This window comes from Pseudomonas sp. GB2N2 (assembly GCF_054897705.1).
Map to the genome: position 1 here is coordinate 436,285 of NZ_CM142701.1, position 19,019 is coordinate 455,303.

Annotated in this window: 14 protein-coding genes, 2 tRNA genes and 3 rRNA genes; 11 read left to right on the forward strand and 8 right to left on the reverse strand. The window is 56.7% G+C overall.

The features are described 5' to 3' along the window. Genes ACYZT4_RS02070 through msuE form a run of 3 tightly spaced genes read right to left on the reverse strand, consistent with a single transcriptional unit; the run spans nucleotide 1 to nucleotide 2,957 of the window. Nucleotides 1-1,188: an acyl-CoA dehydrogenase family protein gene (locus ACYZT4_RS02070; protein WP_461984862.1), complete on the reverse strand. Its 1,188-nt coding sequence runs from the start codon at nucleotides 1,186-1,188 to the stop codon at nucleotides 1-3. Between the two features lie 49 nt (nucleotides 1,189-1,237). After that, on the reverse strand, nucleotides 1,238-2,383 hold the full coding sequence (gene ssuD / locus ACYZT4_RS02075; RefSeq protein ID WP_461984864.1) for an FMNH2-dependent alkanesulfonate monooxygenase: 1,146 nt from the start codon (nucleotides 2,381-2,383) through the stop codon (nucleotides 1,238-1,240). Between the two features lie 10 nt (nucleotides 2,384-2,393). Next, nucleotides 2,394-2,957, reverse strand: coding sequence for an FMN reductase (gene msuE / locus ACYZT4_RS02080; protein WP_461984866.1), 564 nt, complete (start codon nucleotides 2,955-2,957; stop codon nucleotides 2,394-2,396). Nucleotides 2,958-3,467: 510 nt separating this feature from the next. Here msuE and ACYZT4_RS02085 point away from each other — a divergent pair. The 4 genes from ACYZT4_RS02085 to ACYZT4_RS02100 all read left to right on the forward strand — a co-directional run bounded on the left by ACYZT4_RS02085 (nucleotide 3,468) and on the right by ACYZT4_RS02100 (nucleotide 7,642). Continuing rightward, entirely contained in the window at nucleotides 3,468-3,737 is a 270-nt protein-coding gene (locus tag ACYZT4_RS02085) for a hypothetical protein (protein ID WP_461984867.1), read from the forward strand. Nucleotides 3,738-3,835: 98 nt separating this feature from the next. After that, the gene (locus tag ACYZT4_RS02090; RefSeq protein ID WP_461984869.1) at nucleotides 3,836-4,450 is read left to right on the forward strand and encodes a LysE family translocator; all 615 of its coding nucleotides are present in this window, start codon (nucleotides 3,836-3,838) and stop codon (nucleotides 4,448-4,450) included. A gap of 161 nt (nucleotides 4,451-4,611) precedes the next feature. After that, entirely contained in the window at nucleotides 4,612-5,769 is a 1,158-nt protein-coding gene (locus ACYZT4_RS02095) for a cysteine desulfurase family protein (protein WP_461984871.1), read from the forward strand. Nucleotides 5,770-5,833: 64 nt separating this feature from the next. Further along, on the forward strand, nucleotides 5,834-7,642 hold the full coding sequence (locus ACYZT4_RS02100; protein WP_461984873.1) for an aminopeptidase P family protein: 1,809 nt from the start codon (nucleotides 5,834-5,836) through the stop codon (nucleotides 7,640-7,642). Here the strand turns inward: ACYZT4_RS02100 and ACYZT4_RS02105 are convergent. Further along, the gene (locus tag ACYZT4_RS02105) at nucleotides 7,635-8,555 is read right to left on the reverse strand and encodes a LysR family transcriptional regulator (RefSeq protein WP_461984875.1); all 921 of its coding nucleotides are present in this window, start codon (nucleotides 8,553-8,555) and stop codon (nucleotides 7,635-7,637) included. The two genes, ACYZT4_RS02100 and ACYZT4_RS02105, sit on opposite strands and share 8 nt — an antisense overlap. 104 nt (nucleotides 8,556-8,659) lie before the next feature. On the opposite strand from ACYZT4_RS02105, the gene ACYZT4_RS02110 reads away from it, so the two are divergent. After that, nucleotides 8,660-9,658: a zinc-dependent alcohol dehydrogenase family protein gene (locus tag ACYZT4_RS02110; protein ID WP_461984877.1), complete on the forward strand. Its 999-nt coding sequence runs from the start codon at nucleotides 8,660-8,662 to the stop codon at nucleotides 9,656-9,658. On the opposite strand, the gene ACYZT4_RS02115 is transcribed toward ACYZT4_RS02110, so the two are convergent. Together ACYZT4_RS02115 and ACYZT4_RS02120 are read right to left on the reverse strand one after the other, a co-directional pair. Beyond that, entirely contained in the window at nucleotides 9,655-10,245 is a 591-nt protein-coding gene (locus ACYZT4_RS02115) for a 2-hydroxychromene-2-carboxylate isomerase (RefSeq protein WP_461984879.1), read from the reverse strand. The genes ACYZT4_RS02110 and ACYZT4_RS02115 overlap by 4 nt on opposite strands. Before the next feature lie 33 nt (nucleotides 10,246-10,278). After that, on the reverse strand, nucleotides 10,279-11,007 hold the full coding sequence (locus ACYZT4_RS02120; protein WP_461984881.1) for an SDR family oxidoreductase: 729 nt from the start codon (nucleotides 11,005-11,007) through the stop codon (nucleotides 10,279-10,281). 92 nt (nucleotides 11,008-11,099) lie between these two features. Between ACYZT4_RS02120 and ACYZT4_RS02125 the strand changes: the two genes are divergently transcribed. Next, nucleotides 11,100-11,660: a TetR/AcrR family transcriptional regulator gene (locus ACYZT4_RS02125; protein ID WP_461984883.1), complete on the forward strand. Its 561-nt coding sequence runs from the start codon at nucleotides 11,100-11,102 to the stop codon at nucleotides 11,658-11,660. A gap of 15 nt (nucleotides 11,661-11,675) precedes the next feature. Here ACYZT4_RS02125 and ACYZT4_RS02130 read toward each other — a convergent pair whose 3' ends face one another. Together ACYZT4_RS02130 and rhtA are read right to left on the reverse strand one after the other, a co-directional pair. After that, nucleotides 11,676-11,957, reverse strand: coding sequence for a hypothetical protein (locus tag ACYZT4_RS02130; protein ID WP_461984884.1), 282 nt, complete (start codon nucleotides 11,955-11,957; stop codon nucleotides 11,676-11,678). Between the two features lie 171 nt (nucleotides 11,958-12,128). After that, nucleotides 12,129-13,016 (reverse strand): threonine/homoserine exporter RhtA, encoded by an 888-nt coding sequence (gene rhtA, locus ACYZT4_RS02135; RefSeq protein WP_461984885.1) that lies wholly within the window; start codon nucleotides 13,014-13,016, stop codon nucleotides 12,129-12,131. A gap of 612 nt (nucleotides 13,017-13,628) precedes the next feature. Here rhtA and ACYZT4_RS02140 point away from each other — a divergent pair. From ACYZT4_RS02140 to rrf, 5 genes are all read left to right on the forward strand, one after another. Then, nucleotides 13,629-15,165, forward strand: a 16S ribosomal RNA gene (locus ACYZT4_RS02140). 81 nt (nucleotides 15,166-15,246) lie between these two features. Beyond that, nucleotides 15,247-15,323 (forward strand) — tRNA-Ile (locus ACYZT4_RS02145). A 28-nt stretch (nucleotides 15,324-15,351) separates the two neighbouring features. Continuing rightward, nucleotides 15,352-15,427, forward strand: a tRNA-Ala gene (locus ACYZT4_RS02150). A gap of 248 nt (nucleotides 15,428-15,675) precedes the next feature. Beyond that, nucleotides 15,676-18,567 (forward strand): 23S ribosomal RNA (locus ACYZT4_RS02155). Nucleotides 18,568-18,718: 151 nt separating this feature from the next. After that, nucleotides 18,719-18,834: ribosomal RNA gene (gene rrf / locus ACYZT4_RS02160) — 5S ribosomal RNA — on the forward strand. Together the 16S, 23S and 5S rRNA genes with 2 tRNA genes alongside form the textbook arrangement of a ribosomal RNA operon. Nucleotides 18,835-19,019: the final 185 nt, after the last annotated feature.

Genomic DNA, 19,019 nt, shown 5'->3' on the forward strand with positions numbered 1-19,019 from the left:
CTATGAATAGAAAGTCGGAATCGGCAGGGCCTGGTTCAGCGCCCAATCGCCCAGTTCATGGAGTTTGTAATCCACCGGGTCGTGCAAGGTTTGCGTGCGCAGGTTGCGCCAGTGGCGGTCCAGGCGCAGTGAGGCGTGGGTCGAACGTGCGCCGGTCACTTCGAACAACCGGCTGCAGAGATCGAGGCCGTTGCGGGTGGCGGCGACCTTGGCCGTGGCGATGGCTGTGGCCAGATGTCCGCGCTCTTCGGCGCTGAGGTTCGGGCCTTTTGCCCAGGCCTTGTCGAGCAGATCGGCGGCACGTTCCACCAACAAACGAACGCCTTCCAGCGCCACCCAGAATTCACCGTAATGACCGAGCACATACGGATCCTGACGTACGTCTTGCGCGCTGGATTTATGCCATGGGCGGGTTTCGGTCAGCGTGTATTGGCGTGCTTCTTCAAAAGCGCCTTCGGCAATGCCGAGGAACATGTGCGTGAAGGTTAGCTGCGCGATCAATGGGCGCAGGCAGGCGAATGGTGTGCTTAATGGACCCGGGTCGAGCAACAGTTCCGATTCTTCGACCCGCACCCGTTCGAACGTGGCGCTGCCGCTGTCGGTCTGGCGCTGGCCCATGTTGTTCCAGTCGTTGTGCAAGGTAATGCCGGTGCGACCGCTGGGAATAGCCGCGATCAACAGTTTGCCGCCGGCGCTTTCATCCACCGCCGAGGCGATCAGCATTTCTGAATCACTGGCGCCGGAGCAGAAACTTTTCTTGCCGGAAAACTCGCGCCAGCCGCCGAGTTTTTTTACCACGGTGCGGGTGTCCAGCGGGTTGAGGGCATTGCCCCAGAACCAGTTTTTACGTGCGGTCTGTTCGAACCATGGCTGCCATTGTTCCGGCCGGGCGAACAGGCGCACGGTGGCGAGCATCAGGTGATGGAAACCGAAAACGTGGGCAATCGAGCTGTCGACCTTGGCGAATTCGCGAACGATGGTCAGGGTTTCACTCCAGCTGGCGCCGAGGCCGCCGTACTGGGTGGGAATGCTCAAGGCGAGCAGACCGCTTTGACGCAAGGCGTCACGTTCGGCTTTCGGAGTGCCGCCGCGCTCGTCGCGTTCGACAGCGGTCAGGGCAAACTCGGCCGCCAACAGGCGCGCGGTTTGCAGAGGGGAAATCAGGGTACTTTGCGGCTTGGCAGTCACGCGGGGGTTCCTTATCAAAATCAGCGCAGATTCCCACAGGGGGTGCTTGTCAGGCCGTAGCTTTGGCAGGCAGCACATCATTGGCGATCATTTCGCCAAACGGCCCGGTGAGGTTGGTCACACCGCGTCCCGCCAGGCTGGCGTAAGGTTCAGGCAGCAGCGGGAACACCAGCTCGGCAAAGCAATAAGCCTCTTCGAGGTGCGGATAACCGGAGAAAATGAAACTCTCGATGCCCAGGTCCGCGTATTCCTTGATGCGCGCCGCCACTTGCTGAGCATCACCCACCAGCGCTGTGCCGGCACCGCCGCGCACCAGGCCGACGCCGGCCCACAGGTTGGGGGCGATTTCCAGATTGTCGCGACGTCCGTCGTGCAACGCCGCCATGCGCCGCTGGCCTTCGGAATCGAAGCGCGAGAACGACTTCTGCGCGGCGGCGATGGTGTCGTCGCTGATGTGTTCTATGAGTTTGTCTGCAGCTTTCCACGCCTCTTCGGCGGTCTCGCGAACGATCACGTGCAGTCGAATCCCGAACTTCACCGTGCGCCCGTTACGGGCCGCGCGCTCTCGCACGTCGGCGATTTTTTCTGCCACGGCCGCAGGCGGCTCGCCCCAGGTGAGGTACACGTCGACTTGCTCGGCGGCGAGTTCGTGAGCCGCTTCGGATGACCCACCGAAATACAGCGGCGGATAGGGTTTCTGCACCGGCGGATACAGCGCCTTGGCGTTCTGCACCCGCAAATGTTTGCCTTCGAAATCCACCGCTTCGCCTTGCAGCACACGCCGCCAGATTTGCAGAAATTCGTCGGTGACTTCGTAGCGTTCGCTGTGGTCGAGGAAGATCCCGTCGCCGCGGTTTTCATCCGGGTCGCCACCGGTCACCACGTTGATCAGCAAGCGACCGTTGGACAGTCGATCCAGGGTCGCCGCCATTCGCGCCGAAACGGTTGGCGAGATGATCCCCGGACGGATCGCGACCAGGTAACGCAGGCGTTCGGTCAACGGCACCACCGCCGAAGCGATGACCCACGAATCCTCGCAGGAACGTCCGGTGGGAATCAGTACGCCGTGGTAGCCGAGGCTGTCGGCGGCCTGGGCCACTTGTTTCAGGTAGTTGAGGGTCACTGGGCGTGCGCCCTGGGTGGTGCCCAGGTAATGGCCGTCGCCGTGAGTCGGCAGAAACCAGAAAACATCCATGAAAAAATCCTTAAGCGATTTTCAGCAGATTTTTGGGGTGCACGCCGAACAACGGCGCGGCGCGTTCTGCAGCAAGGCGTATGCGGGCCTTTAAGGGCTCACTGATTATTTGGTAATTGGCGAAGTCGGCTTCGGTGGCGTAGACACCAATCGGCAGCGTCAGGGCCTGGAAGAAGCTGAACAGCGGGCGCAGCTGATGATCGATCACCAGCGCATGCCGTTCGCTGCCACCGGTGGCGGCCAGCAGCACCGGTGTGTTGATCAGCGCGTTCAGGTCGATCAGGTCGAAAAGATGTTTGAGCAGGCCGGGGTAGGAACCGCGATAGACCGGCGCGGCGACGATCAGCAGGTCGGCGTTCTCGATGGCTTGCAGCTCGGCTTCGATGTCGGCGCTCAGTTCCTGACGCGACAGCGCCGCGCCCAATGGCCGGGCGATGTCGCCCAGTTCGATCAGCTTGCTCTCGATCGGCAGTTGCTCGGCCAGTTCGGCCAACAACGCCTGGGTCAGCACCAAGGTGCGGGACGGACGCCAGGTTCCGCCGGAGAGGGCAACGACGTTCAGTGGACGCGACATGATCAGTTCCTTTTAAAACAGTTGCTCAGCGAGCAGTGAATAGTCACAGGGCTTGAGCAAGAGCTGTACCAATCCTTCGAGCCCAGGTTTCCCGGGGCTTGCAGCGCAGGGGTAGCGATGCGCTGTTTGATTTCCAGTACCGTTTGTTGAATGGCTGTTGCCTGGCGGACAGTTGCTTGGCGAACAGTTGCCAGGCGAACAGTTGCGTGGGCAACAGCTGTTCGAGGCCATATCGTTGTTATAAAGGCTCTCTGTTATTCCTCAAAAGACCGTTGGTTGATATTTATAGATCATTAAGAGATATGAACAGTCTTGTAGGCGCTGGCTTGCCAGCGATCGGCGCGCCGCGGTGCACCCGATCTACCGCTATCGCCAGCAAGCTGGCTCCTACACAGTCCAGCGATGCCTTCCCCCTCAATACCCACTATCGAGAGCGTTGATTTCTGCCCATCCATTGGCGCGAGTAGCCTGTGTTCATTGCCCCGAACCCAGTAGCCAGGACAGCCCATCATGAAAACCTTACTCGCCACTTGCTTGCTGCTCGCCGTCTCCGTTCTCGCCGGATGTGCCAGCCACGTCTCCCCGGAACTGCGGCCCTACACCACCGAAGAAACCCGGCAACTGGCGCTGGAATCGTTGAATCGTCGCGGGTTGTCTTTCGATGAATACCACTCACAAAAAGCCGCACTGCTGGGTCAGCCACAGAAATCCTTCAGCTTCGACAAACAAGGCGAAATGAACGCCGAGCGCACTGTTCATCTGCACGGCCGCCCAAGCTGAGCGACTGTACCGCTCGAAGTTTCACCCAACTGTCCATGGGTTTAATTGAAGGTTCGCGATAGGGTCAGTACCTGACTGACCCTGATGGACTGCCACCGATGACGCTCTCGTTCGATCTGCTGCTGGGCTTCGCCCTGTTTGCCCTCGTCACCTCGATCACTCCCGGCCCGAACAACACCATGTTGCTGGCATCGGGCGTGAACTTCGGCTTTAACCGCACCATCCCCCACATGCTTGGCATTACCTGCGGCTTTTTTGTGCTCGTGGTTGCGGTGGGATTTGGTTTGGGCGCGGTATTCAAAACCTATCCATTGCTCTACACCGTGCTGCGTTACGTCGGTGCGGCGTACTTGCTGTATCTCGCATGGAAAATTGCCCATTCCGGGCCGGTTTCCGAAAGCGATCAGGAAGGGGGCAAACCCATCAGCTACCTCGGTGCCGCGGCTTTCCAGTGGGTCAACCCCAAGGCCTGGATCATGGCCATCGGCGCCATCAGCACGTACACGCCGATGCAGGGATATTTCACCAACGTCATCGTGATCGCCGCGGTTTTTGCCCTGATCAACCTGCCGAGCGTCGGTGTCTGGGCGGCGTGCGGCACGCTGTTGCGCAACGTCCTCAAGGATCGCCGCTGGTTGCGCCTGTTCAATTGGGGCATGGCCGCGCTGCTGGTGGCCTCGCTGTATCCGTTGTTGCTGGAAAGCTTTAGCTGACGCATTGCTTCAACCGGTTGCCCGATGCCTGTTAAGCTCGACTTCAGGAGCGTTCCTACGCACTTTTAAATGAAGTCGTACTTCTTTAACGCATCCGATCAGGTATTGATGGTTGCCTGGTTTCCAGCACCTGATCCCGGAACACGCTCTGCGAGTCTTTTATGAATAAACGTCCGTTGTATTTCGACTATGCCGCCACCACGCCGGTGGATGAGCGAGTCATTCACGTCATGGTCGAGTGTCTGGGGTTTACCGGCAATTTCGGCAACCCGGCGTCCAGCTCCCATGCGTTCGGCCAACAGGCCCGACAAACGGTCGAGCAGGCGCGCAAGCAAGTGGCTGATCTGGTCGGTGCTCAGCCCGACCAGATCGTCTGGACCTCCGGCGCCACTGAATCCAACAATCTTGCCCTGAAGGGCGTGGACCAGGCCCGCGGTGTTGCCGGCGGCCATGTCATCACCAGCCAGATCGAACACAAGGCGATCCTCGACACCGCGAAGCAATTGCAGGACGCGGGTGTTGCCGTGACGTATCTGGTGCCGGATGCGCAAGGCTTGATCACCGCGCAAGCGGTCAGCGAAGCGATGCGCGAGGACACCTTTCTGGTGTCGCTGATGCTGGTCAACAATGAGCTGGGCACGGTCAACGACATCGCCGCCATCGGTGAGGCAGTGCGCGCCCGCGACGCGCTGTTTCATGTCGATGCCGCTCAGGGCGCCGGCAAAGTTGCGATTGATCTGAGGCAGTTGCCGGTGGACCTGATGTCGTTTTCGGCGCACAAGATCTACGGCCCCAAGGGTATTGGCGCGCTATATGTTGGGTCTCGAGCGAAGCAGCGTTTGCAGGCGCAGATTCATGGCGGTGGTCACGAAGGCGGGTTGCGTTCCGGTACCTTGGCGACTCACCAGATTGCTGCAATGGGCGTGGCGTTTGAATTGGCGGCGCAGCTGTTTGATGAGGAAAAAGCCACGATCGCGCGTTTGCGTGAACGCTTGCTCGAACCCTTGTTGAGCCTTCCTGGCGTGCGCCTCAACGGTAGCCCGACCCAGCGTATTCCTCACACGTTGAGCCTGACGTTCAATGAAGGTGAGTTCAATTCGGCGGCGTTGAGTGCTTCCATCGCGTTTTCCGCGACGTCGGCCTGCAACTCCGCAAGCAATGCGCCCTCCCATGTGCTGCTGGCGCTGGGGCATGACGCCCGTTCGGCGAGCCGCACCATTCGCTTGAGCCTGGGACGTTTCACCACCGAGCAGGATATCGATCAAGCGGTCCATCTGATTAAAGCGGCCTGCGCCAGTGCTCCGGCATTCTGGCAGTAGTGCCTAAAGTGCCGAGGATGATCGGCGCTCAACAATAAAATGAAAGTGATTAGCAGGAGACATGATGAGTACGCAGCCTTCGATCAATGGATCGGTGCCCGAGCGCCTGGCGCAAACCCGCGAGCTGATGAACCGGGAGGGCATTCATGCTCTGCTGGTGCCGTCGGCCGATCCGCACCTTTCCGAATACCTGCCGGGCTATTGGCAAGGACGGCAGTGGTTGTCGGGCTTTCACGGCTCGGTCGGCACGCTGATCGTGACGCCGGACTTTGCCGGAGTGTGGGCCGACAGCCGTTACTGGGAGCAGGCGACCAAGGAACTCAACGGCAGCGGCATCGAACTGGTCAAGCTGCAACCGGGCCAGCCCGGGCCGCTGGACTGGCTCGCCGAGCAAACCCCTGAAGGCGGCGTCGTCGCGGTGGACGGTGCGGTGATGGCCGTGGCCTCGGCGCGTACGCTGGGTGGCAAGCTTGAAGAGCGCGGTGCCCGTTTGCGCACTGATGTCGATTTGCTGGACAGCGTCTGGAGCGATCGCCCGACCCTGCCAAACGAGCCGATCTATCAGCATTTGCCGCCCCAAGCGACCGTCAGTCGTGGCGAAAAACTCGCCAATCTTCGCGAAGTGCTGAAAGGGCGGGGCGCCGACTGGCATTTCATCGCCACCCTCGACGACATTGCGTGGCTGTTCAACCTGCGCGGCGGCGACGTGTCGTTCAACCCGGTGTTTGTCTCTTTCGCGTTGATCAACCAGCAGCAGGCGACCCTGTTCGTGGCCTCGAGCAAGGTCAGCGCAGAATTGCGCGCGATCCTCGAACAGGATGGCGTCACGCTGCGCGACTACAGCGAAGTGGCCGACGCATTGAGCGCGGTCCCGAGTGGCGCGAGCCTGCAAGTCGATCCGGCGCGCGTCACGGCGGGACTGCTGGATAACCTCGACAGCGGGGTAAAACTGGTCGAAGGCCTGAACCCGACGACCCTGGCCAAATCGCAAAAAAGCCTGGCGGACGCCGGGCACATCCGTCAGGCCATGGAGCAGGACGGTGCGGCACTGTGCGAATTTTTCGCCTGGCTGGAATCAGCGTGGGGCCGCGAGCGCATTACCGAACTGACCATCGACGAACATCTGACGGCGGCGCGTAGTCGTCGTCCGGATTACGTGTCGTTGAGCTTCAACACCATTGCCGCGTTCAACGCCAATGGTGCGATGCCGCATTACCACGCGACGGAAGAAGAGCATGCGGTGATCGAGGGCGACGGCCTGTTGCTGATCGACTCCGGTGGCCAATACCTGGGCGGCACCACCGACATCACGCGGATGGTGCCGGTCGGAACGCCAACCGATGAGCAGAAGCGCGATTGCACCCGCGTGTTGAAAGGAGTGATTGCGTTGTCCCGCGCGCAATTTCCTCGTGGCATTTTGTCGCCGTTGCTGGACTCCATCGCCCGTGCGCCGATCTGGGCGGAAAGTGTCGACTACGGTCACGGCACCGGCCATGGCGTCGGCTACTTCCTGAATGTTCACGAAGGCCCGCAAGTGATCGCCTACCAAGCGGCGGCGGCACCGCAAACCGCGATGCAGCCGGGCATGATCACTTCCATCGAACCGGGCACTTACCGTCCGGGCCGCTGGGGTGTGCGGATCGAGAATCTGGTGTTGAATCGCGAAGCAGGCAAGAGCGAATTCGGCGAGTTCCTGAAATTCGAAACCCTGACCTTGTGCCCGATCGACACGCGCTGCCTGGAACCGTCGTTGTTGACGCAGGACGAGAAGCAGTGGTTCAACGGCTATCACGCCGAAGTGCGCGAGCGTTTGAGCCCATTGCTCGACGGTGCAGCGCTTGAGTGGTTGAACACTCGAACCGCCGCTATTTGATCGGCTTGAGTTCAGTCGCTGCTTCCAGCGCCTTGCTCATGTAGTCGACAAAGGCTTTTACCCTGGCGGATTGGCGACGATTCGCCGGGGACACCGCATGAATCGGCAGCGACTGCGCAAGGTAGTCCGGTAAAATCGCCGTCACGCGTCCTGCTTTCAAATCCTCACTGAACAGCCACACCGGCGACAGCGCAATCCCCAATCCTCCCAGCACCATCTCGCGGATCGCCTCCGAGTTGTTGCTTTGCGCATTGCCGTTGATCCGCACTTCATGGCGCTGGGCGCCTTTCTCGTAAATCCACAGGTTCTGACTGTTCAGCAGGTTGAACTGCAGGCAATTGTGCCCGCTCAATGCCTGCGGTGACTGTGGTTGGCCGTATTGCTTGAGGTAAACGGGTGCTGCGACCGTCACTCGATGGGTGGTGCCGATATGGCGGGCAATCAGTCCGCTGTCGTTGAGTTCGCCTATTCTGAACGTGACATCCAGCCCTTCATGGATCAAGTCCTGGTTCTGATCACTCAGTTGCAGATCAATGTCCACGTCGGGATGGCTTTTCAGGAAGTCCGCCAGGCGCGGTGCAATCTGCAAGCGCCCGAAACTGACCGAAGAGCCGATACGCAAGTGACCGGCGATACGCTCCCTGCCGGACTGGAAGCTGTGCTCGGCCGCATCGACGGCCGCGAGGATATGCCGGCATTCGGCGTAGTAGCGCTGACCTTCATCGGTCAGTGACAGCTGGCGGGTACTGCGGGCGATCAACTTCCCGCCGAGTTCGGACTCCAGCGCCTTCAACACTTTGCTGATGGTGGGCTGGCTGGTCCGCATCTCTCGGGCAACCGCGGAAAAGCTCCCGCGTTCGACCACCCGGACGAAGATTGCCATTGAATTGAGCTTGTCCACGGGAATTCTCATTGATGCCAGATGGGCATGGACACTATAGCTATTTAGCGTCTTATCAGCATGAGTGAGTTAGCCGATGATTTATCCCACAGCCACCTCTGACAGGAATAAACGAAATGACTGACTCACTGCAAATGCGCGCTCTGATTGTCGACTCGGCCAATGCGCCGCTACGCTTGGCTTCCATTGCGCGGCCCGTGCCGCAAGTGGGGCAAGTGCTGATTCGGATCAAGGCCAGTGGGGTCAATCCACTGGACGGCAAAATCCGTTCCGGTCAGGCCGCGCATGCGCATCAACCGTTGCCGGCGACCGTGGGCATTGATTTGGCGGGGATTGTCGAGGCAGTAGGAGAAGGTGTTGTTGGATGGCAGCCGGGTGATGAGGTTTATGCCATGGCAACGGGTATCGGTGGTGCACAAGGTTCATTGGCCGAATACGCAGCGGTCGATGCTCGATTGCTGGCGCGCAAACCGGTCAATTTGAGTATGCGTGAAGCGGCCGGGTTGCCGCTGGTGCTGATTACCGCGTGGGAAGGTCTGGTGGATCGGGCGCGAGTGCGTGCCGGCCACAAGGTGCTGATTCATGGCGGGGCGGGTGGGGTGGGTCATGTGGCGATACAAATTGCCCGCGCTTTTGGTGCTGAGGTCTACGCCACGGGTTCCGCCAGGCATCAGGCAATCATTGAAGGCTTCGGCGCGACGTTTATCGATTATCGCCAGTCTACGGTCGAGGAATACGTGGCGCAGCATACGGCTGGCGAGGGATTCGATATCGTTTACGACACCGTGGGTGGCGAAACCCTGGATGCATCGTTCAAGGCTGTGCGGGTTTATCTCGGTCACGTGTTGAGCTGTCTGGGGTGGGGGCAACACAGTCTGGCGCCGCTGTCGTTTCGCGGTGCGACGTACTCCGGCGTGTTTACGTTGCTGCCGTTGCTGACCGGCGTCGGGCGTGAACGTCATGGGCAGATTCTGAGCGAGGCGGCCGGGTTGATCGAGGCGGGTCAGCTGAAACCATTGATGGATTCTCGGACGTTCACGCTGGAGACGGCCGAATCCGCCCATGAGCTGCTCTTTTCGGGTGCGGCTCAGGGACGGTTGGTCATCGAAATTTAACTCAAGGCTTCAACGACGAACTCCAGTCGATCCTGGCCGAAAAACAGCTGGTCATCGACAAACATACTGGGGGCGCCGAACACGCCGCGTTGAACGGCCTTCTCGGTGTTGTCCTTGAGCGCTGTCTTGACCTCTTCATCAGCGGTCAGCGCCAATACTTCAGTGGGATCAAAACCGTGCTCGGTCAGCACTTTTGCGACGGTCCCCAGGTCATCGAGGCTGCGACCGTCAACCCAAAGCGCCTGAAACAGGCAGTTGATGAACGCCGGGAAGCGCTGGGGATGGCGCAACTGCATGCCGGTAACGGCGCGCATCAGCATCAGTGTATTGATTGGAAAGTGCGAATTGAATTTCAGTGGTACGCCGTACCGTTTGGCGTAGCGGTCCAGGTCCTTAAACATGTAGGCGCCCTTGGCCGGGATGGTCGCAGGAGAAGCGTTGCCAGTGGCTTTGAAAACGCCGCCCAGCAGTATTGGAATGTAGATCAGCTGGCTGCCTGTCCGGGCGCAGATGTTCGGCAGCTGGGTATGCGCCAGATAGGTGGCGGGGCTGCCGAGGTCGAAGTAGAACTCTACGGTTTTGCTCATGCTTGATGCACTCTGTTTATTGTTATGGGGGGCTTACCACCGTTCGTTCCAGGGGCGCAGGTCCAGTTCGAAGGTCCAGGCGTCGCGGGGTTGGCTGTGCAGATACCAGTAGTTCTCGGCGATGTGTTCGGGATTGAGGATGCCGTCCTCATCCTTGGTGGCGTACTTCTCGGGAAAGTTGTTGCGAATGAAATCGGTATCGATCGCGCCGTCGACGACCACATGGGCTACATGAATATTGATCGGTCCCAATTCGCGGGCCATGCTCTGGGCCAGTGCGCGAATGCCATGCTTGGCACCGGCGAACGCAGCAAAACCGGCAGCGCCGCGCAGGCCTGCGGTGGCACCGGTAAACAGGATCGTGCCGCGTTGCCGCTTCGCCATGCGCTTGGCTACTTCCCGGCCGTTGAGGAAGCCAGAGAAGCAGGCCATTTCCCAGATCTTGAAATATTTGCGCGCGGTTTCTTCGAGAATACTGCATGGCACGTTGGCGCCAATGTTGAACACGAACGCTTCGATGGAGCCGATTTGGGTTTCAATCTGTTCAACCAGCGCAATCACGTCCTCTTCTTTACGCGCATCGCAGGCAAAGCCGTGGGCTTCACCGCCCTCGGCGTTGATGGCATCGACCAATGGCTGGAGCTTGTCCGCGCTGCGCCGGGTAACACAGGCGACGAAACCTTCTTGCGCAAAACGTTTGGCGATAGCGCCGCCCGTAGCGTCACCTGCGCCGACAACCAGTACGACTTTCTTGTTATTCATGACTGGACCCTTTTGATAAACGATCGTTAACTAAACGAACGTTATGCTACGATCGCGTAGACGTCAAGATGATCATTCCTGAGGGATAGGCAATGCGTTATTCGGCCAGCCACAAACTGGAAACCAAAGAGAAGCTGCTGGAAAGTAGCGCGGTATCTGCAAAAACGTCGGGTTTCGCAACGGTCGGCGTCGACGCCCTGATGAAAGCGATCGGCTTGAGTGGCGGAGCTTTCTACAGCCATTTTTCGTCGAAGGATGAGTTGTTCGCTTCAATCGTCGAGCGAGAACTGTGTCAAAGCCTGGAACGGCTTGGGGCTGATCAGGGGCGCGAAAAGCTCGAACGTTGCCTTAAACTCTACCTGAGCATGTCCCATGTCGAACACCCTGAATCAGGCTGTGCGTTGCCGGCGTTGGGGGCAGAAATCGCGCGATCAGACGTGTTGATTCGTCAGCAGGCGGAGCACTGGATTTGCAAGCTTCAGGCGAGTTGGGCGTCGATTCTGGAGAATGACAGCCTGGCCTGGGCCATTCTGTCCCAGTGCGTCGGTGCGTTGGTGGTGGCGAGAATGCTGGCCACCCCGGAAATTCAGCGCAGGGTGCTGAAGTCCAGTCACGATGAGATCAGCCGTCAGATCGAAGGTCCGCGGACCTGAAGAAACGGCAACCTGCTATTTGCAGATGACGATCATGCTGCGACTGGTATAGCCGGCGGGGTTAAGGCCAAATGGGTAATCGCCGGGTTCTTCAACGCCATCCCCTGACTTGGCGACGACTTTGTAGCCCTTCGGCGCGCAAGAATCGGCTGCGTTGGTGTAGCACTTGTCCCAGGACGACGAGAGCCCGGAACAGTTGATGTGCAACCCTTTCTTGCCACGTTTAGTATGGGTTTCCGACGTCGCCGCGCAGCCCGCAACTGCAATTACGGCGAGCAGTATCAAAATTCGTTTCATTACCGTCCTTAAAGCGTCCCTGGATCTTCATGCCCGGGTCTGGCTATATACGCTTTCACTAGAAGTGCCTCTGATATCCCTATCCTGGAAAAGTCCATGTCTGGCATTGGTTTGCGGGCCTAAACATGGCCTAAATGCGCGGCAAATACCAGAGCTTCATCAAATCCTGCATCAATCTGCCGCGATAGCGGGTTTGGCGGTACTGCCCATCGTCATGGTCGCGCCGACTGACGCCAAAATGATGCAACTGATCGCCATCCACTGTGATAGCGAGAGGTATTCGTGAAGAAATAGCAGGCCTGAGAGCGCACCAATCGCCGGTTCAATGCTCATCAGCGTACCGAAAGTGCGGGCCGGCATTCGGGTGAGGGCAACCATTTCCAGCGTATAGGGCAGGGCGGTTGACAGGATGGCAACGCCGAGTGCTACAGGAATCAACGAGGGCGTCAGCAGTGCGGCGCCCGCATGAACAATGCCGATAGGCGCTACGAACAGCGCGGCAATCATCACCCCCAATGCGGCTGTCTGGACACCATTGTCGGCGCCGGCCTTTTGCCCAAAAACGATGTAAAGCGCCCAGCAGGCACCAGCGCCCAGTGCATATCCCGCACCCGTCAGATCAATACTCGCCGACGTTGCACCTGTCGGTATGAGTAGCAGCAATCCGATAGAAGCGAGACCGATCCACAAAAAGTCGATTGCGCGACGTGAAGCGTAGATGGCGACGGCCAGCGGTCCCGTGAACTCCAGGGCGACTGCGATACCCAGAGGAACCGTGCGCAAGGACATATAGAAGAGGAAGTTCATGCCGCCCAGCGCCACCCCATAGACAATGACGGTGCGCAGGGATTTTGCGGTGAGCTTTGCACGCCAGGGGCGTAACAGCACCAGCATGATGAGGCTGGCGAAGATCAATCGCAGGGTAGTGGTGCCCTGGGCGCCGATAACAGGAAACATGCTTTTGGCCAGAGAAGCTCCGGACTGGATCGATGCCATGGCTATTAATAGCAGGCCAACCGAGAAAAGGGTCGAGGCAAGGCTGCGAGGCTGATCATTCATTGCGTGGCACCGTCCAGGGCAGGGAGCGAGAGTGTTGCTTTGAGTGTTGGGCAATATACTGCGCATTCTCGGGGGGCGCGTCTATATATAAGCAGTGTTTTTAACATCCTGATAGGAAAGCCAAATTAGGGCTTGACGGCAGATTCTGGACGTCTATAATTCGCCCCACTTCCGGCGCAGTCGAAACGGAAAACTCCTTGGTAAACAAAGAGTTACGCAGTTTTCGACAGCGAGTTGCTTCAGGTTATCGAAGCCAAAAGGGAGTTGAAAAAGAGGTGTTGACAGCAGCGAGTAACGCTGTAGAATTCGCCTCCCGCTGACGAGAGATCGGAAGCGCAAGTGGTTGAAGTTGCAAAGGAAACTTTGAAAACTTCTGAAAATAACCGCTTGACAGAAACAGAGGACGCTGTAGAATGCGCGCCTCGGTTGAGACGAAAGATCTTAACCACCCGCTCTTTAACAACTGAATCAAGCAATTCGTGTGGGTGCTTGTGGAGTCAGACTGATAGTCAACAAGATTATCAGCATCACAAGTTACTCCGCGAGAAATCAAAGATGTAACCAACGATTGCTGAGCCAAGTTTAGGGTTTCTTAAAAACCCAAAGATGTTTGAACTGAAGAGTTTGATCATGGCTCAGATTGAACGCTGGCGGCAGGCCTAACACATGCAAGTCGAGCGGTAGAGAGAAGCTTGCTTCTCTTGAGAGCGGCGGACGGGTGAGTAATGCCTAGGAATCTGCCTGGTAGTGGGGGATAACGCTCGGAAACGGACGCTAATACCGCATACGTCCTACGGGAGAAAGCAGGGGACCTTCGGGCCTTGCGCTATCAGATGAGCCTAGGTCGGATTAGCTAGTTGGTGAGGTAATGGCTCACCAAGGCGACGATCCGTAACTGGTCTGAGAGGATGATCAGTCACACTGGAACTGAGACACGGTCCAGACTCCTACGGGAGGCAGCAGTGGGGAATATTGGACAATGGGCGAAAGCCTGATCCAGCCATGCCGCGTGTGTGAAGAAGGTCTTCGGATTGTAAAGCACTTTAAGTTGGGAGGAAGGGCAGTAAATTAATACTTTGCTGTTTTGACGTTACCGACAGAATAAGCACCGGCTAACTCTGTGCCAGCAGCCGCGGTAATACAGAGGGTGCAAGCGTTAATCGGAATTACTGGGCGTAAAGCGCGCGTAGGTGGTTCGTTAAGTTGGATGTGAAATCCCCGGGCTCAACCTGGGAACTGCATTCAAAACTGACGAGCTAGAGTATGGTAGAGGGTGGTGGAATTTCCTGTGTAGCGGTGAAATGCGTAGATATAGGAAGGAACACCAGTGGCGAAGGCGACCACCTGGACTGATACTGACACTGAGGTGCGAAAGCGTGGGGAGCAAACAGGATTAGATACCCTGGTAGTCCACGCCGTAAACGATGTCAACTAGCCGTTGGGAGCCTTGAGCTCTTAGTGGCGCAGCTAACGCATTAAGTTGACCGCCTGGGGAGTACGGCCGCAAGGTTAAAACTCAAATGAATTGACGGGGGCCCGCACAAGCGGTGGAGCATGTGGTTTAATTCGAAGCAACGCGAAGAACCTTACCAGGCCTTGACATCCAATGAACTTTCCAGAGATGGATTGGTGCCTTCGGGAACATTGAGACAGGTGCTGCATGGCTGTCGTCAGCTCGTGTCGTGAGATGTTGGGTTAAGTCCCGTAACGAGCGCAACCCTTGTCCTTAGTTACCAGCACGTTAAGGTGGGCACTCTAAGGAGACTGCCGGTGACAAACCGGAGGAAGGTGGGGATGACGTCAAGTCATCATGGCCCTTACGGCCTGGGCTACACACGTGCTACAATGGTCGGTACAGAGGGTTGCCAAGCCGCGAGGTGGAGCTAATCCCAGAAAACCGATCGTAGTCCGGATCGCAGTCTGCAACTCGACTGCGTGAAGTCGGAATCGCTAGTAATCGCGAATCAGAATGTCGCGGTGAATACGTTCCCGGGCCTTGTACACACCGCCCGTCACACCATGGGAGTGGGTTGCACCAGAAGTAGCTAGTCTAACCTTCGGGAGGACGGTTACCACGGTGTGATTCATGACTGGGGTGAAGTCGTAACAAGGTAGCCGTAGGGGAACCTGCGGCTGGATCACCTCCTTAATCGACGACATCAGCTGCTCCATGAGCTCCCACACGAATTGCTTGATTCATTGAAGAGACGAAAAGAAGCAGCCCGAAATTGGGTCTGTAGCTCAGTTGGTTAGAGCGCACCCCTGATAAGGGTGAGGTCGGCAGTTCGAATCTGCCCAGACCCACCAATTTTTGTGTGGGAACCTGTAGCAATACGGGGCCATAGCTCAGCTGGGAGAGCGCCTGCCTTGCACGCAGGAGGTCAACGGTTCGATCCCGTTTGGCTCCACCACTACTGCTTCTGATTGTGTAGAGTTTAGAAATGAGCATTCCATCGAAGGATGGTGAATGTTGATTTCTAGTCTTTGACTAGTTCGTTCTTTAAAAATTTGGGTATGTGATAGAAAGATAGACTGGACGTTACTTTCACTGGTAACGGATCAGGCTAAGGTAAAATTTGTGAGTTGCTCTTAATTGAGTATTATCGAATTTTCGGCGAATGTCGTCTTCACAGTATAACCAGATTGCTTGGGGTTATATGGTCAAGTGAAGAAGCGCATACGGTGGATGCCTTGGCAGTCAGAGGCGATGAAAGACGTGGTAGCCTGCGAAAAGCTTCGGGGAGTCGGCAAACAGACTTTGATCCGGAGATGTCTGAATGGGGGAACCCACCTAACATAAGTTAGGTATCTTAAGCTGAATACATAGGCTTAAGAAGCGAACCAGGGGAACTGAAACATCTAAGTACCCTGAGGAAAAGAAATCAACCGAGATTCCCTTAGTAGTGGCGAGCGAACGGGGACTAGCCCTTAAGTGGCTTTGAGATTAGCGGAACGCTCTGGAAAGTGCGGCCATAGTGGGTGATAGCCCTGTACGCGAAAATCTCTTGGTCATGAAATCGAGTAGGACGGAGCACGAGAAACTTTGTCTGAATATGGGGGGACCATCCTCCAAGGCTAAATACTACTGACTGACCGATAGTGAACTAGTACCGTGAGGGAAAGGCGAAAAGAACCCCGGAGAGGGGAGTGAAATAGATCCTGAAACCGTATGCGTACAAGCAGTGGGAGCCCACTTTGTTGGGTGACTGCGTACCTTTTGTATAATGGGTCAGCGACTTATTTTCAGTGGCGAGCTTAACCGAATAGGGGAGGCGTAGCGAAAGCGAGTCTTAATAGGGCGTCTAGTCGCTGGGAATAGACCCGAAACCGGGCGATCTATCCATGGGCAGGTTGAAGGTTGGGTAACACTAACTGGAGGACCGAACCGACTACCGTTGAAAAGTTAGCGGATGACCTGTGGATCGGAGTGAAAGGCTAATCAAGCTCGGAGATAGCTGGTTCTCCTCGAAAGCTATTTAGGTAGCGCCTCATGTATCACTGTAGGGGGTAGAGCACTGTTTCGGCTAGGGGGTCATCCCGACTTACCAAACCGATGCAAACTCCGAATACCTACAAGTGCCGAGCATGGGAGACACACGGCGGGTGCTAACGTCCGTCGTGAAAAGGGAAACAACCCAGACCGTCAGCTAAGGTCCCAAAGTTATGGTTAAGTGGGAAACGATGTGGGAAGGCTTAGACAGCTAGGAGGTTGGCTTAGAAGCAGCCACCCTTTAAAGAAAGCGTAATAGCTCACTAGTCGAGTCGGCCTGCGCGGAAGATGTAACGGGGCTCAAACCATACACCGAAGCTACGGGTATCACTTAGGTGATGCGGTAGAGGAGCGTTCTGTAAGCCTGTGAAGGTGAGTTGAGAAGCTTGCTGGAGGTATCAGAAGTGCGAATGCTGACATGAGTAACGACAATGGGTGTGAAAAACACCCACGCCGAAAGACCAAGGTTTCCTGCGCAACGTTAATCGACGCAGGGTTAGTCGGTCCCTAAGGCGAGGCTGAAAAGCGTAGTCGATGGAAAACAGGTTAATATTCCTGTACTTCTGGTTATTGCGATGGAGGGACGGAGAAGGCTAGGCCAGCTTGGCGTTGGTTGTCCAAGTTTAAGGTGGTAGGCTGGACTCTTAGGTAAATCCGGGAGTCTAAGGCCGAGAGCTGATGACGAGTTACCCTTTGGGTGACGAAGTGGTTGATGCCATGCTTCCAAGAAAAGCTTCTAAGCTTCAGGTAACCAGGAACCGTACCCCAAACCGACACAGGTGGTTGGGTAGAGAATACCAAGGCGCTTGAGAGAACTCGGGTGAAGGAACTAGGCAAAATGGCACCGTAACTTCGGGAGAAGGTGCGCCGGTGAGGGTGAAGGACTTGCTCCGTAAGCTCATGCCGGTCGAAGATACCAGGCCGCTGCGACTGTTTATTAAAAACACAGCACTCTGCAAACACGAAAGTGGACGTATAGGGTGTGACGCCTGCCCGGTGCCGGAAGGTTAATTGATGGGGTTAGCTAACGCGAAGCTCTTGATCGAAGCCCCGGTAAACGGCGGCCGTAACTATAACGGTCCTAAGGTAGCGAAATTCCTTGTCGGGTAAGTTCCGACCTGCACGAATGGCGTAACGATGGCGGCGCTGTCTCCACCCGAGACTCAGTGAAATTGAAATCGCTGTGAAGATGCAGTGTATCCGCGGCTAGACGGAAAGACCCCGTGAACCTTTACTATAGCTTTGCACTGGACTTTGAATTTGCTTGTGTAGGATAGGTGGGAGGCTTTGAAGCGTGGACGCCAGTTCGCGTGGAGCCAACCTTGAAATACCACCCTGGCAACTTTGAGGTTCTAACTCAGGTCCGTTATCCGGATCGAGGACAGTGTATGGTGGGTAGTTTGACTGGGGCGGTCTCCTCCTAAAGAGTAACGGAGGAGTACGAAGGTGCGCTCAGACCGGTCGGAAATCGGTCGTAGAGTATAAAGGCAAAAGCGCGCTTGACTGCGAGACAGACACGTCGAGCAGGTACGAAAGTAGGTCTTAGTGATCCGGTGGTTCTGTATGGAAGGGCCATCGCTCAACGGATAAAAGGTACTCCGGGGATAACAGGCTGATACCGCCCAAGAGTTCATATCGACGGCGGTGTTTGGCACCTCGATGTCGGCTCATCACATCCTGGGGCTGAAGCCGGTCCCAAGGGTATGGCTGTTCGCCATTTAAAGTGGTACGCGAGCTGGGTTTAGAACGTCGTGAGACAGTTCGGTCCCTATCTGCCGTGGACGTTTGAGATTTGAGAGGGGCTGCTCCTAGTACGAGAGGACCGGAGTGGACGAACCTCTGGTGTTCCGGTTGTCACGCCAGTGGCATTGCCGGGTAGCTATGTTCGGAATAGATAACCGCTGAAAGCATCTAAGCGGGAAACTAGCCTCAAGATGAGATCTCACTGGGACCTTGAGTCCCCTGAAGGGCCGTCGAAGACTACGACGTTGATAGGTTGGGTGTGTAAGCGCTGTGAGGCGTTGAGCTAACCAATACTAATTGCCCGTGAGGCTTGACCATATAACACCCAAGCAATTTGCTTGCTCTAACGAGCACCAGATTGCGGTGTGTGAAGACGAAACGAACCGAAAGTTCGATCTCGCAAAAACACCGAAAGCTATCACATACCCATTTGCTGAAACGTCGAAAGACGCGTCGGCACACCGAATTTCTTGACGACCATAGAGCATTGGAACCACCTGATCCCATCCCGAACTCAGCAGTGAAACGATGCATCGCCGATGGTAGTGTGGGGTTTCCCCATGTGAGAGTAGGTCATCGTCAAGATTAAATTCCGAAACCCCAATTGCGAAAGCAGTTGGGGTTTTGTTTTGCCCGCAGGAAAGTGGCTGAAAACTAAAACCCTGTCCGGCAATCCTTGAACCCGATCCATTGTCAGTGAACGAGAACCGTTAGAGGAAATCGCACTAAAGCGACTGCCCGGTTTTTGGTATGGTGCAGCTCGTTTTTTT

Bases quoted from the DNA above. Each gene is read 5' to 3' on its own strand.
- ACYZT4_RS02115 (WP_461984879.1), bottom strand. From the start codon at position 10,245: ATGAGCAAAACCGTAGAGTTCTACTTCGACCTCGGCAGCCCCGCCACC.
- ACYZT4_RS02090 (WP_461984869.1), top strand. From the start codon at position 3,836: ATGACGCTCTCGTTCGATCTGCTGCTGGGCTTCGCCCTGTTTGCCCTC.
- ACYZT4_RS02120 (WP_461984881.1), bottom strand. From the start codon at position 11,007: ATGAATAACAAGAAAGTCGTACTGGTTGTCGGCGCAGGTGACGCTACG.
- ACYZT4_RS02105 (WP_461984875.1), bottom strand. From the start codon at position 8,555: ATGAGAATTCCCGTGGACAAGCTCAATTCAATGGCAATCTTCGTCCGG.
- ACYZT4_RS02100 (WP_461984873.1), top strand. From the start codon at position 5,834: ATGAGTACGCAGCCTTCGATCAATGGATCGGTGCCCGAGCGCCTGGCG.
- ACYZT4_RS02110 (WP_461984877.1), top strand. From the start codon at position 8,660: ATGACTGACTCACTGCAAATGCGCGCTCTGATTGTCGACTCGGCCAAT.
- ACYZT4_RS02095 (WP_461984871.1), top strand. From the start codon at position 4,612: ATGAATAAACGTCCGTTGTATTTCGACTATGCCGCCACCACGCCGGTG.
- rhtA (WP_461984885.1), bottom strand. From the start codon at position 13,016: ATGAATGATCAGCCTCGCAGCCTTGCCTCGACCCTTTTCTCGGTTGGC.
- ACYZT4_RS02130 (WP_461984884.1), bottom strand. From the start codon at position 11,957: ATGAAACGAATTTTGATACTGCTCGCCGTAATTGCAGTTGCGGGCTGC.
- ACYZT4_RS02085 (WP_461984867.1), top strand. From the start codon at position 3,468: ATGAAAACCTTACTCGCCACTTGCTTGCTGCTCGCCGTCTCCGTTCTC.
- ACYZT4_RS02125 (WP_461984883.1), top strand. From the start codon at position 11,100: ATGCGTTATTCGGCCAGCCACAAACTGGAAACCAAAGAGAAGCTGCTG.
- msuE (WP_461984866.1), bottom strand. From the start codon at position 2,957: ATGTCGCGTCCACTGAACGTCGTTGCCCTCTCCGGCGGAACCTGGCGT.
- ssuD (WP_461984864.1), bottom strand. From the start codon at position 2,383: ATGGATGTTTTCTGGTTTCTGCCGACTCACGGCGACGGCCATTACCTG.